Source organism: Halobacillus halophilus DSM 2266 (assembly GCF_000284515.1).
GTDB lineage: Bacteria > Bacillota > Bacilli > Bacillales > Halobacillaceae > Halobacillus > Halobacillus halophilus.
In genome coordinates this window covers 2,982,800-3,002,086 of record NC_017668.1, presented here as the reverse complement: position 1 = coordinate 3,002,086, position 19,287 = coordinate 2,982,800, and the positions used below count along the sequence as shown (strand labels likewise).

The following is a 19,287-nucleotide window of genomic DNA, read 5'->3' as shown; positions in this document are numbered from 1 at the left end:
TGATTTTAATAGGAGTGGAAATGTGCAATCCTTTGAAAAATATCAGAAATTATTCTTAACTAATGTGTCTAAAAAAATTGAAACCTGGCAGGAACGCCCCTTTGTAGAAGAAAAAGAGATCTACAAATTTCTTCACTCTGTAAAAGGAACGGCTGCTTCTATACAGCTCCCGGAATTATCAACGGAAGCGGAAAAAGTAATGGATCACGTAAGCCCAGCCTCTACAGCAAGCTGGCAAGAAGGTTCATGGTCGGAGTTATTGCAGCCGATTTTTCTTCATGCTGCTTTTAATAAGGAATTAGACCTGTCCTGGAAGGTACAGGAACTGCCCGTCTTTCAAAAAGAAGAAAAGCAGCCTACGATTTTAATTTTAGAAAATAATTTAGATTTCCTGCATCATTTTCGTAACAATATGGAAAGTCACGGCTACAATATCCTTATTGCTGCCACAGAGGAACGGGCACTGAATCTGTTTTATGACGAAACGCCGGATTTAGTCGTGATTGATTTTTACTTAGAAAATAAAAACGGGCTAGAAATATTGGAAGAAATCAGTACGCAGGCTACAAGTATTCTAACTCCTGTCATAATTATCAGCGAAGATGGTTCTCCCGAATTAGCAAAAAAAGTGTATGAAACATCAGCTCTCGATTTTATCCCGAAGCCTATTGATTTTGAAGTCTTTACTACTCTCATTCGAAACCGGCTCTTACACGTACGATCTTTAAAAAAACAAATAACGACCGATAAATTGACTAAAGCCTATAACCGGACGTACCTCCAGGATTTACTTGCACGTAAGAAGCGCACGTTCCATAGAAATGAGCAAACATTCTGCCTAGCCATTCTGGATTTAGATGATTTTAAAAATGTAAATGACAGCTATGGACATACGGTAGGGGATGAAGTGTTAGTCCAGCTATCTGAAGTTTTACATGCTTGTACCCGCCCGGAAGACAGTGTGATTCGCTATGGAGGAGAAGAGTTTATTGTAGTAATGCCTGTCATAAGCAGAATACAGGCGAAAAGTCGACTGGGAAGTATGTTAGAAGAATTTAAATCGATTGTTCATACCTATAAGAACCATGATTTCTCTTTAAGCTTTACAGCGGGATTAACAGAGATGAACGAATCCGTTTCAGAAATGGAGGATCTGATTGTGCAAGCTGACTTGGCTTTATACAGGGGAAAGCGTTCTGGAAAAGGAACCGTCACTATATACGAGCCGAATCGGGATATACCCAATGTTTCGAATGCAGAAAAGCTAGTTCATATTTCTGTTGTTGATGACGATTCAATCATTAGAGAGATTTTATCTGACAGGCTTCAAACAATGAATTACTTTGATCACTCTGTGCAAGTTCAAGCATATAAGGACGGAGAAAGTTTTTTGAAAGACGATCATGACGGCAAATATAAACACGTTGTCCTTCTTGATGGGGTACTTCCGGGGATGGATGGGCTGGAGGTATTATCACAGATTAGGTCTCATGATCAGGAAACCGTAGTTATTATGCTCACGGGCAGACAGAAAGGAAAGGATATAATAAAAGCGCTGAATATTGGAGCGGATGATTATATGACCAAACCTTTCAGCACAGACGAATTAGTCGCACGAATCCGCAGGCTGATTCAACGCCATAAGGGAGGAAAAAGATGAAAAAACACATTTTAGTAGCTGATGATGAAGAAGTGCTCAGAATGCTGATCACAGATACACTTGAAGACGAAGGGTATATCATAACAGAAGCTGAAGACGGCAGAGAAGCGTTGGAGATTCTGCAGCATGAAACGTTGGACTTAGTTATTCTGGATTACATGATGCCAGGATTGACTGGGATAGAAGTAGCCGAAAAGATAAGTGAAGGTTGTAAAAATCGACCACCTATCGTTATGTTAACCGCTAAAACTCAGGAGTCTGACGTGGAGATGTCTAAGAACGCCGGCATTCAGTATTTTATGGGAAAGCCTTTCAGTCCAATTGAATTAATTCAATTAGTAGAGGAAATCCTGACATGATGGATTACTTCCAAAAATCGATTCGCAGAAAATTCTTCATAGTCATGCTGGTAGTAGTGACTGCCACCTGTCTAGCTACATCGATACTTTTTTATTTACAGTACTCCAATAAGAGCCAGCATGAGACGTTGACGTCTGAACTAGTAGATAAGCGAAACGTTTTACGCAATATTAAAGAAGAGTATCAGACCATGGTTTTTCGAACTCGTGGATACATAGCATTCAATAATAATAATGAACTGCTCCAGGCAAAACAGGCGCGGGAAAACCTTGACGGATATTTATCCGAAGCTCAGGGAATGAATTGGTCTAATGGACGGATCGAACTTTTTTCTGATCTTAATCTGTTTTTAGAATATTACTGGGAAAGTCTAATTCCCAAAGTACAGACGGCTTTAGAAAATGGGAATATGGAAGAAGTTCGGCAACTCAGTCTCGCTAATACAACTGAACAAATTAATGAAATTATCCAAACACTCGAAGATATATCGAATGAAGCTCAACAGACGTTAACCTCAGAAAATGACAATTTCCTTGAGAGGATGGACTTGATTTCTTATTTGCTTTTTGCCCTAATGATTCTTGTAGTTTTCATCCTATCAATTGCCTCAAGAACATTGAGCCGGGGCATAGGGCGACCGCTTTCTGAACTTTCGATAGCATCTGAATCATTAGCTGCAGGAAGAAATTATGATGAGTTACCTTCGAGTAAGCGAAAAGACGAAATTGGTACATTGACGCGCTCCTTTCAATATATGGCCAAGGAAATTGGAGAAAGGGAAGACAATCTTTCTGCTCAAAATGAAGAACTGATGGCTCAACAGGAAATGCTTGAATCCTATGTAAATGATTTACGAAACAAGGACTTGGCTTTAAATGAGTCATCCATTGTCGCTATATTGGACGAAGATGGATGGATTCAAACCTGTAACGGTAAATTAGCGGAAGCATCGGATTATTCAGAAAGTGAGTTGGAGGGGCGTCACTTCTTAAGCTTAACGGAGGAGTCTTACGATCATACGGATGTAAAGAAGGCCTTCCCGGGAGTAGAACACGGAAAGGTGTGGAAAGGAGAGGTGAGGTGTAACCGTAAAGGTGGAGGTTTTTTTTATACAAACACCACTGTAGTCCCTTACATAAATGAGGATGGCAAAGTCGAACAATTTATTGTTATTCAGAAAGATATTACTGATATAAAACAGGCCCAGCAGCGGTTAAAGGATTCTTTAAGTGAGACGGAGAAGGCAAGAAGTACAGTGGAGAAATTGAATTCTATGAACCAGACGCTTTCAACCACCATGGACAAGCAGTCTTTGCTGGATCAGGTCATTTATCAGCTCTCTATTTTATATCCTTTTGACCATGGAATCTTTATGCTGCTTGATTCTGGTGGGTACGCGAAAATCGGTTTAAGAGAGGAAGATTTGAAGGATGATATTATAAATTCTTTCGCTCATGTGGTACAGCGCTTACGGGCTCAACGTATTCCTTACATCCGTGAGCGCAAAATGACGATCTATGAAGAGGGTTATTTTAATGAATCTAGTAAAAGTTATGATCTTTATGTACCTGTATTTAATTCCAGAAATAAACTGGAGGCGTTCTTTGTAGCTACAAGGATAGGAGCTTCCTATGAAACTGAAGAGATTAATGGAATTACGTCCATTTTGCAGCGAGTTTCATTATACATCGAAAGAATTGATTCTTATGAACAATCAGAAATTAACCGTCAATTGAATCAGGATATCATAGATAATATAAATGAAGGAATCCTGTTTGTAGATGAAGCAGGAAAGCTCGTGCAATACAATCAAAACTGGCTGACTTTCCTCGGTCTTCCATACATGGAGCAAGAGAATTGGTTAAAGGTGGAGTTTGAAGATTGGCTGCATCAAATTTCTTCCTACATTACAAATGAGGAAAGCTTCGCAGCCTTTTGCAGAGGAATGGTATTCACTGACGATCATCCAAAGAGCAGTGTGAGAATAGAGGTAGGTGCTGAAGAGGGTTTTCGCATAATTGAGGTCTATGCGGAACCTATTTATCACCAGCATGAAAAAGAAGGCATTTTATTTGTATTCCGTGACATTACTTCGGAATTTGAAGTCAACCAGATGAAAACAAACCTGGTTAGTACAGTGAGTCATGAATTACGAACTCCACTGGCGAGTGTCCTTGGATATACGGAATTAATGATTCACCGTGATCTGCCGGAAAACCGGAGAAAGAAATATTTAAATACCATACACGGTGAAGCAAAGCGGCTGACAAACCTTATCAACGATTTTCTGGATCTGCAGCGTATGGAGTCTGGGAAGTCTACTTTTCATAAAGAAGTAGTAGAATTGGGAAGTCTGGTAGAGGAAGTGGTAGAAAACTTACGTATCACTCACACAGACCACCTGTTGGTGCTCACAGATCAGACATTAACTTCAAGGATCCACGCAGATCGTGAGAAGATTATACAGTTGATGAATAACATCATAGGTAATGCCATTAAGTTTTCCCCGGATGGAGGAGAAGTGGTAGTAGCTATAAATAACGACCAGTCCAACATTTACGTACATGTAGCGGATGAAGGTCTGGGCATTCCGGAACATGAAATTACGAAGCTATTTACTAAGTTCCATAGAGTTGATAACTCAAGCCAGCGTAAAATAGGCGGTACGGGTCTTGGGCTTGCTATCAGTAAGGAAATTGCAGAGATTCATAATGGACGAATATCTGTACTCTCAGAACAGGGAGCAGGCAGCGTATTTACCATTACCTTTCCCTTACATGAACCGTTGAAAAATGAAGATGGTCCGGTTGAAAAAGTCCCTCATGTCATCCTTATTGAAGATGATATTAATTTATCCCAGTTAATAAAAGATGAATTAGGGGACGCTGGTATTAAAGTTTCTCATTACAATGAAGGTCGATCAGCTCTGAATGAATTGGATAAACTGCGGCCGGATGTATTTATTATTGATATAACCTTAGCTGATCAAACTTCTGGATGGGATATTATACAAGCTATTAAGACCTATAATCACCTGTCTGACGTTCCTATATTTATCTCAAGTGCGCTCAGTCAATCGTCGGAAGTTCCAGATATCGAAGTGGAAGGGTATCTGGTCAAACCTTACCCATTAAGAAAACTTTCAACCACTATTATGAAGACCCTTTTACAGGAAAGTAAAACTGGTCAAATTCTGATTGCGAAGGAAGAATAACCATGAAACTCTTGAGAAATGAAAATTTCTCAAGAGTTTCTTTATTACGAGAAGAGTCTGGACCTGCTTAGTACCGAATGTTTGTTCGTTTAATGTTAGAATGATAAACTAATGTGGTAAACTAATGATGACTAGTTAAGAACGGAGGTTTTCGTCATGGAGAATAAATTCGAATTGGTTTCACAATATTCCCCGCAAGGAGATCAGCCGCGAGCGATTCAGGAACTTGTAGATGGAATTAATCGCGGGGAAAAGCACCAGACTCTTTTAGGGGCGACAGGGACAGGGAAAACGTTCACCATGTCCAACGTGATTCAGGAAGTTAATAAACCTACATTAATCATTGCCCATAATAAAACACTGGCGGGCCAGCTCTACAGCGAGTTTAAAGAGTTCTTTCCAAACAACGCTGTCGAATATTTTGTCAGTTATTATGATTATTATCAGCCGGAGGCCTATGTGCCTTCTTCTGACACATTTATAGAAAAAGATGCGAGTATCAATGATGAAATTGACAAGCTGAGACACTCGGCAACTTCAGCTTTGTTTGAACGAAACGACGTTATTATTGTGGCCAGTGTATCGTGTATTTACGGTTTAGGTTCTCCAGACGAATACCGAAGCCAGGTGCTATCAATCCGTTCAGGAATGGAAAAGGACCGTGACGAATTATTACGTAATCTTGTAGACATCCAATATGCCCGCAACGATATTGACTTCCAGAGGGGTACGTTCCGCGTACGCGGGGATTCTGTTGAAATTATACCGGCTTCACGTGAAGAGCATGCTATACGTGTCGAGTTTTTCGGTGATGAAATCGATCGGATTCGCGAAATTGATGTTCTGACTGGAGAAGTTATGGGCGACCGTGAGCATGTAGCGATCTTCCCAGCTTCTCACTTCGTAACACGAGAATCCAAACTTAAAAAAGCAATTGTTAATATAGAGCAGGAAATGATTGAGCGCGTAAAAGAATTGCGTGAGCAAAATAAACTGCTTGAAGCCCAGCGCTTAGAGCAGCGGACGAACTATGATTTAGAAATGATGAATGAAATGGGTTTTTGCTCAGGGATCGAAAACTACTCTCGTCATCTGACATTTCGTGAGCCAGGCGCAACTCCATACACACTCCTGGATTACTTTCCAGATGATTTCATGATTATGGCAGATGAGTCACACGTTACACTTCCTCAAGTACGGGGTATGTACAATGGGGACCAGGCACGTAAACAGGTGCTTGTTGATCACGGTTTCCGGTTACCTTCAGCGCTCGATAACCGGCCGCTGAAGTTCCCGGAGTTTGAAAATCATATGAACCAAATCACATATGTATCGGCTACTCCAGGGCCATATGAATTAGAACGTACACCTAAAGTCATTGAACAGATCATCCGGCCGACTGGTCTGCTTGATCCTGAAATTGATGTGCGTCCGATTCATGGACAAATCGATGATCTTGTAGGCGAAATTAACAAGCGTGCCGAAAGAAACGAACGGGTTCTTGTGACAACGTTAACGAAGAAAATGTCTGAAGACCTTACGGATTATTTGAAAGAACTTGGTATCAAAGTTGCTTACTTGCACTCTGAAATTAAAACACTGGAAAGAATAGAAGTTATACGCGATCTCCGTGTTGGTAAATACGATGTAATAATTGGTATTAACCTGCTTAGAGAGGGGCTTGACATCCCAGAGGTTTCTCTAGTAACTATTCTCGATGCTGACAAAGAAGGCTTCTTGAGATCAGACCGCTCTCTTATTCAGACGATTGGAAGAGCGGCACGTAACGAAAACGGACGTGTCATTATGTACGCGGATAAAATTACGAAGTCGATGCAGTTTGCAATTGATGAAACATACAGGCGTCGTGAAAAGCAAATTGCTTATAATGAAGAACATGGGGTTACACCGAAAACAATCCACAAAGAAGTCCGCGATGTTATTAAAGCAACGGCCGTTTCCGAAGAAGAAGGTTCTTACGACAGCGGTATGAAACGTCCTTCTGAAATGACGAAGAAAGAACGTCAGGAAACGATTGACAATATGGAAACAGAAATGAAACAGGCGGCTCGCGATTTAGACTTCGAAAGAGCGGCTGAATTACGTGATATATTATTGGAATTAAAAGCGGAGGGATGAGGAAGTATGGCCAGCAAGCATATTAGTATTAAAGGAGCCCGGGCCCACAATTTAAAAGGGATCGATATTGATATTCCTAAGAATAAACTGGTCGTTATGACAGGGTTGTCCGGTTCCGGGAAGTCTTCTTTAGCGTTCGATACCATATACGCAGAGGGGCAGCGACGTTATGTCGAGTCTCTAAGTGCCTATGCCCGGCAATTTTTAGGACAAATGGATAAACCGGATGTGGATTCCATAGAAGGTCTTTCTCCAGCCATTTCGATCGATCAGAAAACGACCAGTCGTAACCCCAGGTCAACAGTGGGAACGGTAACTGAAATTTATGACTATCTGCGTCTGCTGTTCGCACGCGTAGGTCGCCCTACTTGTCCAAAGCATGGAATTGAAATTAATTCGCAGACCGTACAGCAGATGGTTGATCAAATTATGGAGTATCCGGAAAGAACGAAAATGCAAATTCTCTCCCCGGTGGTTTCAGGTCGAAAAGGTGAGCATGCCAAAGTATTTGAACAATTGCAGAAAGAAGGATATGTTCGTCTGCGAGTAGATGGAGAAATGCGTGAGATTTCCGAGGAAATAAATTTGAATAAAAACAAAAAACACTCTATTGAAGTGGTAGTGGACCGGATTGTGGTTAAAGAAGGAGTTGAAGGCCGGCTATCCGATTCAATTGAAACGGCCTTAAAACTAGGCGGGGGGCATACCCTGGTGGATGTTATAGGAGAGGAAGAATTGTCTTTCTCTGAACATCATGCCTGCCCGATCTGCGGTTTTTCTGTAAGTGAACTGGAGCCGAGGATGTTCTCTTTCAACAGTCCTTACGGGGCCTGTAACCGGTGTGATGGTCTCGGTACACAGTTAGAAGTAGATATTGATCTGGTCATACCCGACTGGTCTCTTTCCCTGAAAGAACATGCTATTGCGGCATGGGAGCCAACCAGCTCCCAGTATTACCCTCAACTCCTGAAAAGTGTAGCAGATCATTATGGTATAGATATGGATGTACCTATTCAGGATTTACCAAAGGAACATATGGAACGAATTTTATATGGAAGCGGCGATGAAAAAGTTTACTTCCGTTACGAAAATGATTTCGGAAAAGTCCGAGAGAATGAGATTTTTTTCGAGGGAGTAATACCTAATATTTCCCGTCGATACCGTGAAACGAGTTCAGATTTTATCCGTGAGCAAATGGAAAAATATATGGCTCAAAAACCCTGCCCTAAGTGTAAAGGCAACCGCTTGAATGAAGAAGCCCTTGCCGTATTAATTAACGGAAAACATATTGGCATTACAACAGATTATTCCGTAACCGAAGCAAAGGAATTCTTTGATGGACTTGAATTGACTGAAAAAGAAGAAACCATTGCTCGTATGATCTTAAAAGAAATCTCTGAAAGACTCAGTTTCCTCGCGAACGTCGGACTGGATTATTTAACCTTGTCCCGTTCTGCCGGAACACTATCAGGAGGCGAAGCTCAGCGTATCAGACTGGCAACGCAGATTGGATCCGCTCTAACCGGCGTGCTTTATGTACTGGATGAGCCTTCTATCGGTCTTCACCAGCGTGATAACGATCGGTTAATCAATACGCTGAAGCGTATGAGGGATCTGGATAACACACTGATTGTAGTAGAGCACGATGAAGATACAATGCTCGCAGCTGATTATTTAATTGATATCGGACCAGGTGCTGGTGCTCACGGCGGTCAGATCGTCTCACAGGGGACACCTAAGCAAGTGATGAAAAGCGGTAAGTCATTAACAGGACAGTATTTGTCTGGAAAAAAATTCATCCCGCTTCCCGCTGAGAGAAGAAAACCGGATGAACGCTTCTTAAAGATAAAAGGTGCAGAACAAAATAACTTAAAAAATGTAAATGCACAAATCCCATTAGGTCTGTTCACAGCTGTAACAGGCGTATCCGGGTCTGGCAAAAGTACACTTATAAATGAGATCCTATATAAATCGCTTTCCATGAAATTGCATAGAGGCAAACAGAAACCAGGTAAGCATAAAACAATAGAAGGTATGGAGCATTTGGAAAAAGTGATCGATATTGATCAATCACCAATCGGCCGTACACCTCGTTCAAATCCGGCGACTTATACCGGAGTATTCGATAATATCCGTGATGTATTTGCTCAAACGAATGAAGCTAAGATTCGCGGGTATAAAAAAGGTCGATTCAGTTTCAATGTTAAAGGCGGGCGTTGTGAAGCCTGTCGAGGCGATGGAATTATTAAAATTGAAATGCATTTCCTTCCTGACGTTTATGTTCCTTGTGAAGTATGTGACGGCAAGCGATATAATCGGGAAACTTTAGAGGTGAAATATAAAGGGAAAAGTATTGCAGATGTATTAGCTATGACGATCGAAGAAGCTTTGGATTTCTTTAATAACATTCCGAAGATTAAACGGAAATTGCAGACAGTAGCCGATGTAGGTCTGGAATACATTAAACTTGGCCAGCCGGCTACCACACTCTCCGGAGGAGAAGCCCAACGGGTTAAGCTTGCCAGTGAACTTCACCGCCGCTCGAGCGGGAGATCCTTTTACATTCTTGATGAACCTACAACAGGTCTGCATGTGGATGATATTTCCCGTCTCCTAAAAGTACTCCAGCGGCTTGTAGATAATGGGGACAGCGTATTGATTATTGAACACGACCTTGATGTAATCAAAGAGGCGGATTATATACTCGATCTTGGCCCTGAAGGTGGAGACAAAGGCGGAGAAATTATTGCTACCGGTACTCCTGAAGAAGTAGCGGAAACTAAAGCTTCCTATACTGGTCATTATCTTAAGCCTGTATTGGAACGGGATCGTAAACGGATGGAGCAAAGGTTACAGTCCAAGGAAAAAGCAGCCAACGAGTAGATGTTTTGACGCTTCCCTCCAAGTTAAGTATTGTGGTGGATAGGTTAGATTGATAGCCAAAGGAGAGTGCTTCTCCTTTGGTTTATACACACAAACAAGCATACACAGAAATGTTTTATTTCAAATTCTGGTCATCATGATGTGTAGACAGGAGGAATTCGCAATGAAACCAATTAGTCAGACCGAAGTTCAAAAAAAGATTGATAGCTTGGCTAAAAAGGATGTATATGTACATTTAGAAACTACGAACGGGGCCTATGCGAGCCACTTTGATGAAGAAGCCTATAATGTTGGTGCGTTTATTCGTAATGCCCAAGTTAAATACCAGCATGGTAAAATCGTCAGCACAGGAGGTTCCTATCGAGTAGGTCTTAAATTAGATATTGGATGGATTTACGCAGAAGGGGTAAGCGATTTTGAAATTGATGATAAGAATCGTTTACTTATGGCCGGTCATGATCGTGAGGGACGTTTAATGGTGGCTTTAGAAATTAGTGAAACCCCATTTTCACATGAGGCTGATCCTGATGAGTGAAGAACACGTAGTCGTTATTTTTCCACACCCTGATGATGAATCTTTCGGTGCTTCAGGCACGATAGCTAAATATAGAGAGAAAGGCGTCCCGGTTACTTACTTATGCGGTACTCTTGGAGAGATGGGCAGAAATATGGGCAACCCTGTGTTTGCTAACCGCGAGACGCTCTCCTCCTACCGTAAAAAAGAACTGGAAGAAGCAGCGAAACAGCTGGACATTAATGTCGAGTTTCTAGGCTATCGGGATAAGACTCTTGAATTCGAACCTATCGAGAAAGTCGCCAGTCATCTTAAAGAAAAGATTGAGGATCTTAATGCTACGCTGGTCATTACCCATTATCCAGGGTATGCCGTCCATCCGGATCATGACGCGTTAGGTGCTGCAGCCGTAGAAGCAGTGAAAAAGATTGATTCGCTTAAACGCCCGGACGTATGGATGCATGCCATTTCTAATAATCATGAAGCCGAGCTTGGTGAGCCTGAGTTGATTTATGATATCACACCTTATTGGGAGCGCAAATTAGCCGCAATAAAGGCACACCTTTCTCAGGCTGACGGAATGATGAGTTTATTAAATGATCAGCCAGAGCAGTTGGAACGTTTGAAAACCGAAAGATTTTACCGTTATTCGTTTACGTAACAACTATGACACCTTGGAATTGACAACGCCAGTCTTTTTCAAGGTGTATTTTAATTGGTTTTTTTACTCCAGATGCCGGGAATGCTTTACTAATGAGAAAAGGAGATGGTAGTCATGAACGAAGAGCGCATGAAGATTCTAAAAATGATAGAAGAAGGCAATGTATCAGCCGAGGAAGGGGCGAAGCTTCTCGCTGCTGTAGAAAACAGGGAAGCTGAGGAATCAAAAGCAGAAGAAAAAGAAAAAAAGAAATATGGAATTAGAAATTTTCTCGATGATGCTGTTGAAAAAATAAAAAACTCTGATTTTGATCTTTCGTTTGGTGAGTATGTAGAGTTTGATTATGAGACCCAGACCGAATCAGATGATTTTAACGATATAGATCTTTCGATTGCTAACGGTTCTCTTGATATAGACACATGGGAGAGGGACTATGTAAAAGCCGCTTATCACGTGCGAGTTTATCAGGTGGATAATGAAGAAGAGGCCAGGCGTCACTTCTTAGCAGATGGCCAACTTGATATTCATAATGGTCTTTTACGTTTAGCCAGTCCTTCTAAGAAAATTAAAACGTACGTTCACCTCACCCTTCCTAAAAAGAGATATGACTTCATCAAATCCAAATTGGCAAACGGCACCATCACCGTTAATCAAATGGATAGTGATTACTACCAGCTCAAAACTTCCAATGGAAGGATCCAGTTGAACAGTGTCGTTGGGGAAACGTGTAAAGTGGAGACAGGTAATGGAGCTATTACGGTCGCCGACGGTGTATTTGATACGTGTGAAATGGATACTTTGAACGGTGCCGTTACACTGGGCGGTGACTTTGGAAAAAGTGATGTGTCTGCTGTAAGTGGAAGCATCACGGTCGATCATTTTGGAGAAAAAGCCCATACTGGTTTCTACAAAGCCACTACAGGCAGCATTAAAGTGTCTCTGCCCAAACATAAACGGGTGGATGGAAAGCTCCGTACAAACTTTGGCAGCTTAAATTGTCAGATCGATAATTATAAAATTCTGGAGGACAAAAAAGAGGTGGTCAATAAACAATTGACGTTTGAAGCATTTGAAGAATATGAATCTGCTTACCATTTAGAGGCGGAAACGAAAACAGGCTCGGTTACGGTTTCTCCTTCCGGCCAAGAATGAATAATATTATAGAAGAAAGCGGGTGATTTATGTGAAAAGCTGGCTGTTGCATATTTTGGTAAATGCGATCGCAATTATTGCGGTCGGTGCTTTATTCGAGTCGATCCATATTGATGGTGTCGGCGGGGCCTTATTGGCTGCTTTTATATTGTCGATTTTAAATGCGATTGTCCGTCCCATTCTAGTTGTATTAACTTTGCCCATAACGATAGTTTCACTGGGGCTGTTTCTGTTAGTCATTAATGCTATTACCTTATGGCTGACCGATGTATTCCTCGGCAGCACATTTGAAATAGCAGGCTTTGGAATGGCTATAATTGCGGCTATTATTATATCGATTATTAATTTAATACTGAATAGCCTGATTAAAGATATGAAATAGAAAAAACCGTTCAAGCACCTATTGCTTGAACGGTTTTTTAATGGTTTCGTTAAATTTTGATGTAGATTTTTCCTAAGAGCTTTGTGCAACTAACGGGCCGTTTAGTTGAAGACTCAGTTTCGAGATAAATCGGGGTCCGTTACTTAATAGGTATAGGGATGGTGGGGAAATAACTCGCTTTCCTATGGGGGAACGGTGAGCTTCCTCGCTCGTTTCACTCCCTGTGGGATCTCACCTAGTTCCTTCTCCCATGGGAGTCTCGCCATTTCCCAACCAACCCAACTTTATTAGGGCGAACGTACCCTTCGGAAGGAAAGTGTACTCTCCTCCTTAACCTGCCTGAAAATGCTTATATAACAGGCTATCCCGCATAGTTCCAGCCTGAAGAAAGTATATACGCCCATGTGGTCATTTCTTCTCAAGCTGGGGAAGGGTGAAGCCATTTCGAGTTTCTGATTCGGCCAGGTCCGGAGGGGAACGGGGAGACTCCTGTGGGATAAACATGATCGGTGAGACCCCGGAAAGCGATTCGTTCCCCGCAGAACCTAACTCTCTCACGAGATATCTCGAAATCAAGTCTTACGCAATCGAGAGCTTTACTGTAAAATCAACACTGGGATTTAAGAGAGACTTTTGGATAAAGTGAAGTTGATCTTTTGATTGATGATATCCTTCTCCTGCTGCTTTTTTAACAGAGCATGAACGGTGTTAGATGTACGCCTTTTCTGCGTATGTCCAAGATCCTGTAAAACATGCTACAATAGTGTTTAGTGATCGAACGACTAAGGAGGTCTTTAATAGATGAGTAAAGTGCGTACAGAAGATTTATTGGATCAATTTCAACTGGAATTGTTGGCTGGGAAAGATGGCGTACACCGTGAAATACATACAAGTGACATTTCGCGTCCAGGGGTGGAGATGACAGGTTACTTTAAGTTTTACCCTAAAGAGCGTTTACAGCTTCTCGGGAAGACTGAACTTTCATATTTTAATGAGTTAACGAATGAACAGCGTCAGGAAAGATCAGAGAAACTGTGTACGGATGTTACACCCGGCATTGTGATCACAAGAGGGATGGACATTCCGAGTGAATTAATCACCGCTGCCCAGGAAGCTGGTGTACCATTAATGCGCTCCCCTCATAAAACCACAAGAGTGATCAGCCGCCTCACTAATTTTCTTGAAACAAAATTTGCTCCATTTACGGCTATCCATGGTGTATTAGTAGACATTTATGGGATAGGTGTGCTCATTACTGGACAAAGTGGTGTAGGTAAAAGTGAGACCGCACTTGAATTAGTCAAGCGGGGTCACCGTCTTGTGGCTGACGATAGTGTAGAAATCCGTCAGGAAGACTATGATACGTTAATAGGAAACAGTCCCCCGTTAATTGAACATCTGCTGGAAATTCGCGGACTAGGGATTATCAATGTTATGACATTGTTTGGTGCAGGGGCCGTGAGGAGTTTCAAACGGATCACGCTCATTATTAATCTGGAATTGTGGGAGAAAAACAAACAGTATGATCGTCTGGGTCTCGAAGAAGAAACAATGAAAATTATGGACGTTGAAATCCCTAAAGCAACCATACCGGTTCGTCCGGGACGTAACCTGGCTGTCATTATCGAAGTAGCAGCCATGAATTTCCGCTTGAAGCGTATGGGCGTAAATGCAGCTGAAGAATTTTCGGAACGTTTAACCAATGTAATCGATCAAGATCAGCAAAATGAATAAGGAGCGTGCACTACATGACTTGTACACCTGAGGCTCTGGATCCTGTATTAATTCAATTAGGGCCTTTACCTATCTACTGGTATGGATTTATTATCGCGACTGGCGCCTTTTTAGGACTGTGGATTGCGACCAATGAAACCGAACGCCTGGGACTTAAAAAAGACTATATGGTGGATATCGTAGTTTATGCAATTCCAGTATCCATCTTATTTGCAAGGATTTATTACGTCATTTTCGAATGGGATCGGTACGCCGGTGGTCCGTGGTGGAAGGTTTTTGCCGTTTGGGAAGGCGGTATTGCTATTCACGGAGCTTTAATAGGGGCCGTACTTACAGCCGTTGTCTATACACGGGTGAAAGGGATTTCCTTTTGGATGATGGCGGATATCGCTGCACCTAGTTTAATTCTTGGACAAGCGATTGGACGCTGGGGAAACTTTATGAATCAGGAAGCGCATGGCGGCCCTGTTTCAGAAGCATTTTATAATAATTTCATGCAATATTTGCCTGGTTTTATCAATCAGCAGATGTGCATTGAAGGCACAGTTTACCATCCGACTTTTCTATATGAATCGTTATGGAATATCCTCGGTTTTGTTCTTCTATTGGTACTGCGCCATAAATTCAATCCTCGTCGTGGAGAAGTATTCTTAAGCTATGTAATCTGGTATTCTGTTGGGCGTTTCTTTATTGAAGGTATGCGAACAGACAGTCTGTACTTGTTTGGGGAAATTCGAATGGCTCAATTCATTTCTATCGTCTTAGTCTTATTCGCTGTAGCCTTGATGGTTTATCGTAGAAAAGCTGGGTACGCGGATAAATATTATAACGGAAAGAAAGCAAAATAAGGGAGAGTAGGAAATGAAGGGCATTTTATTACGAGGGGGAAGGAAAGGACTGGACCTCACGTGGTCACTTGGAAAGGTTATTTTTCCAGTAACTCTTATAGTAACGATCCTTCAATTTACACCAGTGCTGTCATGGGTTATGGATCAATTGGAACCACTGATGCAATGGATCGGACTTTCAGGGGAAGCAGCTGTTCCACTTGTTTTAGGCAACTTTTTGAATTTGTATGCCGGGATTGCCGCAATTATTTCTTTTGATTTCACAGTAAAAGAAGTTTTTATAATGGCTGTCATGATGTCCTTCTCCCATAATCTGCTTATAGAATCAACGGTTGCCAAGCGGGTGGGAGTCAGCTGGTGGTTTGTGGCTGGAATAAGGATCGGTCTGGCTTTCTTGTCCGCTATTTTTATCAATCTGCTTTGGAATGGTGGAAGCAGCGCAGCTAAATACGGTTTGACCCCGGAGAAGACACCTGATCCAGAAGGATGGAACGAGATCATATGGCAAGGCTTACAGACCGCTTTTATGGGAATTCTCCAACTGGCTCTCATTGTCATACCGTTAATGGTTTTTATGCAATATTTACGTGAGAAAGGGTGGCTGGACCGGTTCTCAGAATGGGTTGCTCCAGCCACCCGTTTTCTTGGGATGGAGAGAAATACCTCGATGACACTGGTAGCTGGATTGACGATTGGCCTGGCTTATGGTGCTGGCTTAATGATTCAGGCTGTGGAGGAAGATGGGGTATCCAAGAAAGATATGTATTTAGCACTTATTTTTCTAGTGTCCTGCCACGCTGTGGTGGAAGATACACTAATTTTTATTCCGCTTGGCATACCGATATGGCCACTGCTCGCAATACGTCTGGTGACCGCTATAGTGCTTACTGCGACAGTCGGCTTTATATGGAATAAACTACAACAAGAGAGAAAGGAAACTTCAAATGAACATACGCACCATTCTATTTGATTTAGATGGAACCCTGATCGATACGAATGACCTGATTATCGCTTCGTTTACCCATACCATAAATGAATACAGTGACCGTTCGTACACTAGAGATGAAATTCTGGACTTTATTGGTCCTCCTCTTCGCGAGAGTTTAGAAAAGATTAATCCCGAGCGTGTGGAAGACATGGTAGAAACTTATCGGAAACATAATATTGAAAATCATGAGTCTTATGTCAGGGCTTATGACGGAGTCGTGGATACAATCCGCCAGTTAAAGGAAGCAGGTTACAGAATGGGGATTGTAACTACCAAAATGAAAAACACGGTTCAGATGGGTCTTGAAATTACGGGTCTTGACGGTTTTTTTGAAACCATTATCACCCTTGATGATGTAACCAACGCAAAACCTCATCCTGAACCGATTGTTAAGGCTCTTCATGCTTTAGACTCCAAAGCATCCGAGTCCCTGATGGTTGGAGATAACACGCATGATATTGAAGCCGGTCATAATGCTGGTACTCACACGGCGGGCGTAGCTTGGACGGTTAAAGGCAGAGAAGTACTTGAGCAGCTTAAGCCTGATTATATGCTGGACCATATGAGTGAACTGCTTGAAATTACAGGAGGATAACCTATGAGAAAAACGGAGCGTTATCCAGTTGAAGGTGCGAATTCTTTATGGCACATCTATAAAACGGTGCCGTTTTTCAAGGTGGTTAAAAACTTTACAGTTATTCAGCTGGCTCGCTACACCCCTTTTCTGGGGATGAAAAACTGGCTCTATCGGACACTTTTACGTATGGAAGTTGGAAAGCAAACCGCGTTCGCCTTAATGGTTATGGTGGACATTATGTTTCCGGAACGGATTCGAGTAGGCCGCAATACGGTGATCGGCTATAATACAACCATATTAGCTCACGAGTATCTAATTGATGAATATCGATTAGGTGATGTCACCATCGGGGATGAAGTACTGATTGGGGCCAATACGACGATTCTCCCGGGTATTACCATAGGAGATCAAGCAGTTGTCTCCGCAGGTACGCTGGTTCATAAGGACGTGCCTGCTGGAACTTTTGTTGGAGGTAATCCAATGAAAGTAATTTATACGAAGGAAGAGATGGACAAGCGTAAGGAATCCGATTCAGTCCTAAATGGATCCCGGCAAGCGTAGTTCCTGATAAATATGGAGTCCCACTTTCCCTAGTTCTTCATCCTAAAGGGAAAAGGAATGAATCCCTAACCTATTTTGGGAATCAACAGCATCATTTATCGAAGGTTCTTAAAAGAAATGAGGTGAACTGATGACTATTCATCAATCTGTCCTGCCGGCTGTTCGAAAGATTAAAGATTTTGAAGCTTTATTAGATAGTGAAACGGAATATATAATTCTCCTGGACAGCCGCTTAGGATTACTTCGAAAACTGGTAAGAATCGGACAAAAAGCTGGGAAAAAAGTACTTGTACACGTCGACTTAATTCAAGGATTGAAAGCGGATGATTATGGAATGGAGTATGTAGCCCAGGAAGTTAAACCCGATGGTGTGATCTCAACAAGGACCAATGTAATCCATCAGGCTAAAAAGCACGATCTTATATCTGTTCAGCGATTATTTCTAATAGACAGCCAGGCTATTGACCATAATATAACAATCATCCAGAAAACAAAGCCTGATTTTGTGGAAGTTTTACCTGGGGTATTACCGGGAATGATAAAAGAGATTAAAGATCAATTGGACATGCCTGTTATTGCGGGCGGTTTGATTCGAACGAATGATGAGATCGATCGAGCTCTTGAAGCGGGGGCTTCAGCAGTTTCAACTTCACGTTCTGGTTTATGGCAATATAAGCAAAGATAAACTTTAGTCCTTTCGTGATCGAAACTGACGAAGCCACACAAACGCTTTCAGCTAGAAGCGATTAGTTTGTGTGGTTTTTTCTATGTAAGAACGGCTAACTAACAGGAAGGAGAGAAGATTATTGACTGAGTTCATGGGTGAACTGATTGGAACGATGATACTTATCATTCTTGGCGGTGGCGTTATTGCCGGTGCCAACTTGAAAGATACGAAGGCAGACGGAGGATGGGTTCTTATTACGGTAGCATGGGGACTGGCTGTAGCCATGGGTGTTTATGCCGTAGGAAACTTGACCGGTGGACATATTAATCCTGCCGTTACGCTTGGCCTGGCATCCGTTGGAGATTTTCCATGGCAAAAGGTGCCAATGTATATTACAGCTCAGGTGATAGGCGCTTTTATCGGCGCAGTCATTGTATTCTTTCATTACATCCCTCATTGGAAAGATACAGAAGACCAATTGGCTATTAAATCTATTTTTTGCACAGATCCAGCGATCAGGAGCCCAATTTCCAATTTGATTAGTGAAATAATTGGAACCTTCGTACTAGTGATGGGGATTTTGTTCATTGGTGCAAACGAATTTACTGAAGGTCTAAATCCCATAATTGTTGGCTTGTTAATTGTAGCGATTGGTATGTCTCTTGGAGCTACAACCGGCTATGCAATTAACCCCGCGCGTGATTTAGGTCCAAGAATAGCTCACGCTGTTCTACCTATTCCGGGTAAAGGCGGATCTGATTGGAGTTATTCATGGGTGCCTGTACTTGGTCCGATTATCGGAGGCGTGTATGGAGGTTTATTTTACCAGGCCATATTTAAAGGAAGTTACACGGCAGGATTTTGGGTGCTATCTGTAATTATAGTAACCTTGCTTATTTCATCCATGAGGATCGAGCTGAAGAAAGTCCAAACTACTTAATACTTAA

16 protein-coding genes are annotated in these 19,287 nt (G+C 41.9%); all 16 read left to right on the top strand.

Annotated features, from left to right (window positions below):
* Positions 1-64: 64 nt before the first annotated feature.
* The 16 genes from HBHAL_RS14895 to HBHAL_RS14820 all read left to right on the top strand — a co-directional run bounded on the left by HBHAL_RS14895 (position 65) and on the right by HBHAL_RS14820 (position 19,280).
* Complete coding sequence (locus HBHAL_RS14895) at positions 65-1,660, top strand: GGDEF domain-containing response regulator (protein WP_158512374.1); 1,596 nt, start codon at positions 65-67, stop codon at positions 1,658-1,660.
* Complete coding sequence (locus tag HBHAL_RS14890; protein WP_014644278.1) at positions 1,657-2,019, top strand: response regulator; 363 nt, start codon at positions 1,657-1,659, stop codon at positions 2,017-2,019. The genes HBHAL_RS14895 and HBHAL_RS14890 overlap by 4 nt, the downstream gene beginning before the upstream one ends.
* Positions 2,016-5,234 carry an ATP-binding protein gene (locus HBHAL_RS20430; protein WP_014644277.1) on the top strand — a complete coding sequence of 1,073 codons (3,219 nt, stop codon included), beginning with the start codon at positions 2,016-2,018 and terminating at the stop codon, positions 5,232-5,234. Before HBHAL_RS14890 ends, HBHAL_RS20430 begins: the two co-directional genes overlap by 4 nt.
* Before the next feature lie 156 nt (positions 5,235-5,390).
* A complete protein-coding gene (gene uvrB, locus HBHAL_RS14880) occupies positions 5,391-7,373 on the top strand; it encodes an excinuclease ABC subunit UvrB (RefSeq protein WP_014644276.1) in 1,983 nt (660 codons plus the stop codon).
* 6 nt (positions 7,374-7,379) lie between these two features.
* Positions 7,380-10,256, top strand: a complete 2,877-nt coding sequence (uvrA, locus tag HBHAL_RS14875) for an excinuclease ABC subunit UvrA (RefSeq protein WP_014644275.1) — start codon at positions 7,380-7,382, stop codon at positions 10,254-10,256.
* Between the two features lie 163 nt (positions 10,257-10,419).
* Positions 10,420-10,791 carry a YojF family protein gene (locus HBHAL_RS14870; protein ID WP_014644274.1) on the top strand — a complete coding sequence of 124 codons (372 nt, stop codon included), beginning with the start codon at positions 10,420-10,422 and terminating at the stop codon, positions 10,789-10,791.
* Positions 10,784-11,431, top strand: a complete 648-nt coding sequence (bshB2, locus tag HBHAL_RS14865; RefSeq protein WP_014644273.1) for a bacillithiol biosynthesis deacetylase BshB2 — start codon at positions 10,784-10,786, stop codon at positions 11,429-11,431. Before HBHAL_RS14870 ends, bshB2 begins: the two co-directional genes overlap by 8 nt.
* Before the next feature lie 114 nt (positions 11,432-11,545).
* A complete protein-coding gene (locus tag HBHAL_RS14860; RefSeq protein ID WP_014644272.1) occupies positions 11,546-12,583 on the top strand; it encodes a DUF4097 family beta strand repeat-containing protein in 1,038 nt (345 codons plus the stop codon).
* A gap of 31 nt (positions 12,584-12,614) precedes the next feature.
* Entirely contained in the window at positions 12,615-12,965 is a 351-nt protein-coding gene (locus HBHAL_RS14855; protein ID WP_014644271.1) for a phage holin family protein, read from the top strand.
* A gap of 801 nt (positions 12,966-13,766) precedes the next feature.
* On the top strand, positions 13,767-14,699 hold the full coding sequence (gene hprK, locus HBHAL_RS14850; protein WP_014644269.1) for an HPr(Ser) kinase/phosphatase: 933 nt from the start codon (positions 13,767-13,769) through the stop codon (positions 14,697-14,699).
* Positions 14,700-14,713: 14 nt separating this feature from the next.
* Positions 14,714-15,547: a prolipoprotein diacylglyceryl transferase gene (lgt, locus tag HBHAL_RS14845; protein ID WP_014644268.1), complete on the top strand. Its 834-nt coding sequence runs from the start codon at positions 14,714-14,716 to the stop codon at positions 15,545-15,547.
* 13 nt (positions 15,548-15,560) lie between these two features.
* A complete protein-coding gene (locus tag HBHAL_RS14840) occupies positions 15,561-16,517 on the top strand; it encodes a nucleoside recognition domain-containing protein (protein WP_014644267.1) in 957 nt (318 codons plus the stop codon).
* A complete protein-coding gene (gene ppaX, locus HBHAL_RS14835) occupies positions 16,492-17,130 on the top strand; it encodes a pyrophosphatase PpaX (protein WP_014644266.1) in 639 nt (212 codons plus the stop codon). The genes HBHAL_RS14840 and ppaX overlap by 26 nt, the downstream gene beginning before the upstream one ends.
* 3 nt (positions 17,131-17,133) lie before the next feature.
* On the top strand, positions 17,134-17,673 hold the full coding sequence (locus HBHAL_RS14830) for an acyltransferase (protein WP_014644265.1): 540 nt from the start codon (positions 17,134-17,136) through the stop codon (positions 17,671-17,673).
* Positions 17,674-17,803: 130 nt separating this feature from the next.
* On the top strand, positions 17,804-18,358 hold the full coding sequence (locus HBHAL_RS14825; protein ID WP_014644264.1) for a glycerol-3-phosphate responsive antiterminator: 555 nt from the start codon (positions 17,804-17,806) through the stop codon (positions 18,356-18,358).
* Between the two features lie 121 nt (positions 18,359-18,479).
* Complete coding sequence (locus tag HBHAL_RS14820; RefSeq protein ID WP_014644263.1) at positions 18,480-19,280, top strand: MIP/aquaporin family protein; 801 nt, start codon at positions 18,480-18,482, stop codon at positions 19,278-19,280.
* The last annotated feature ends 7 nt before the right edge of the window (positions 19,281-19,287 follow it).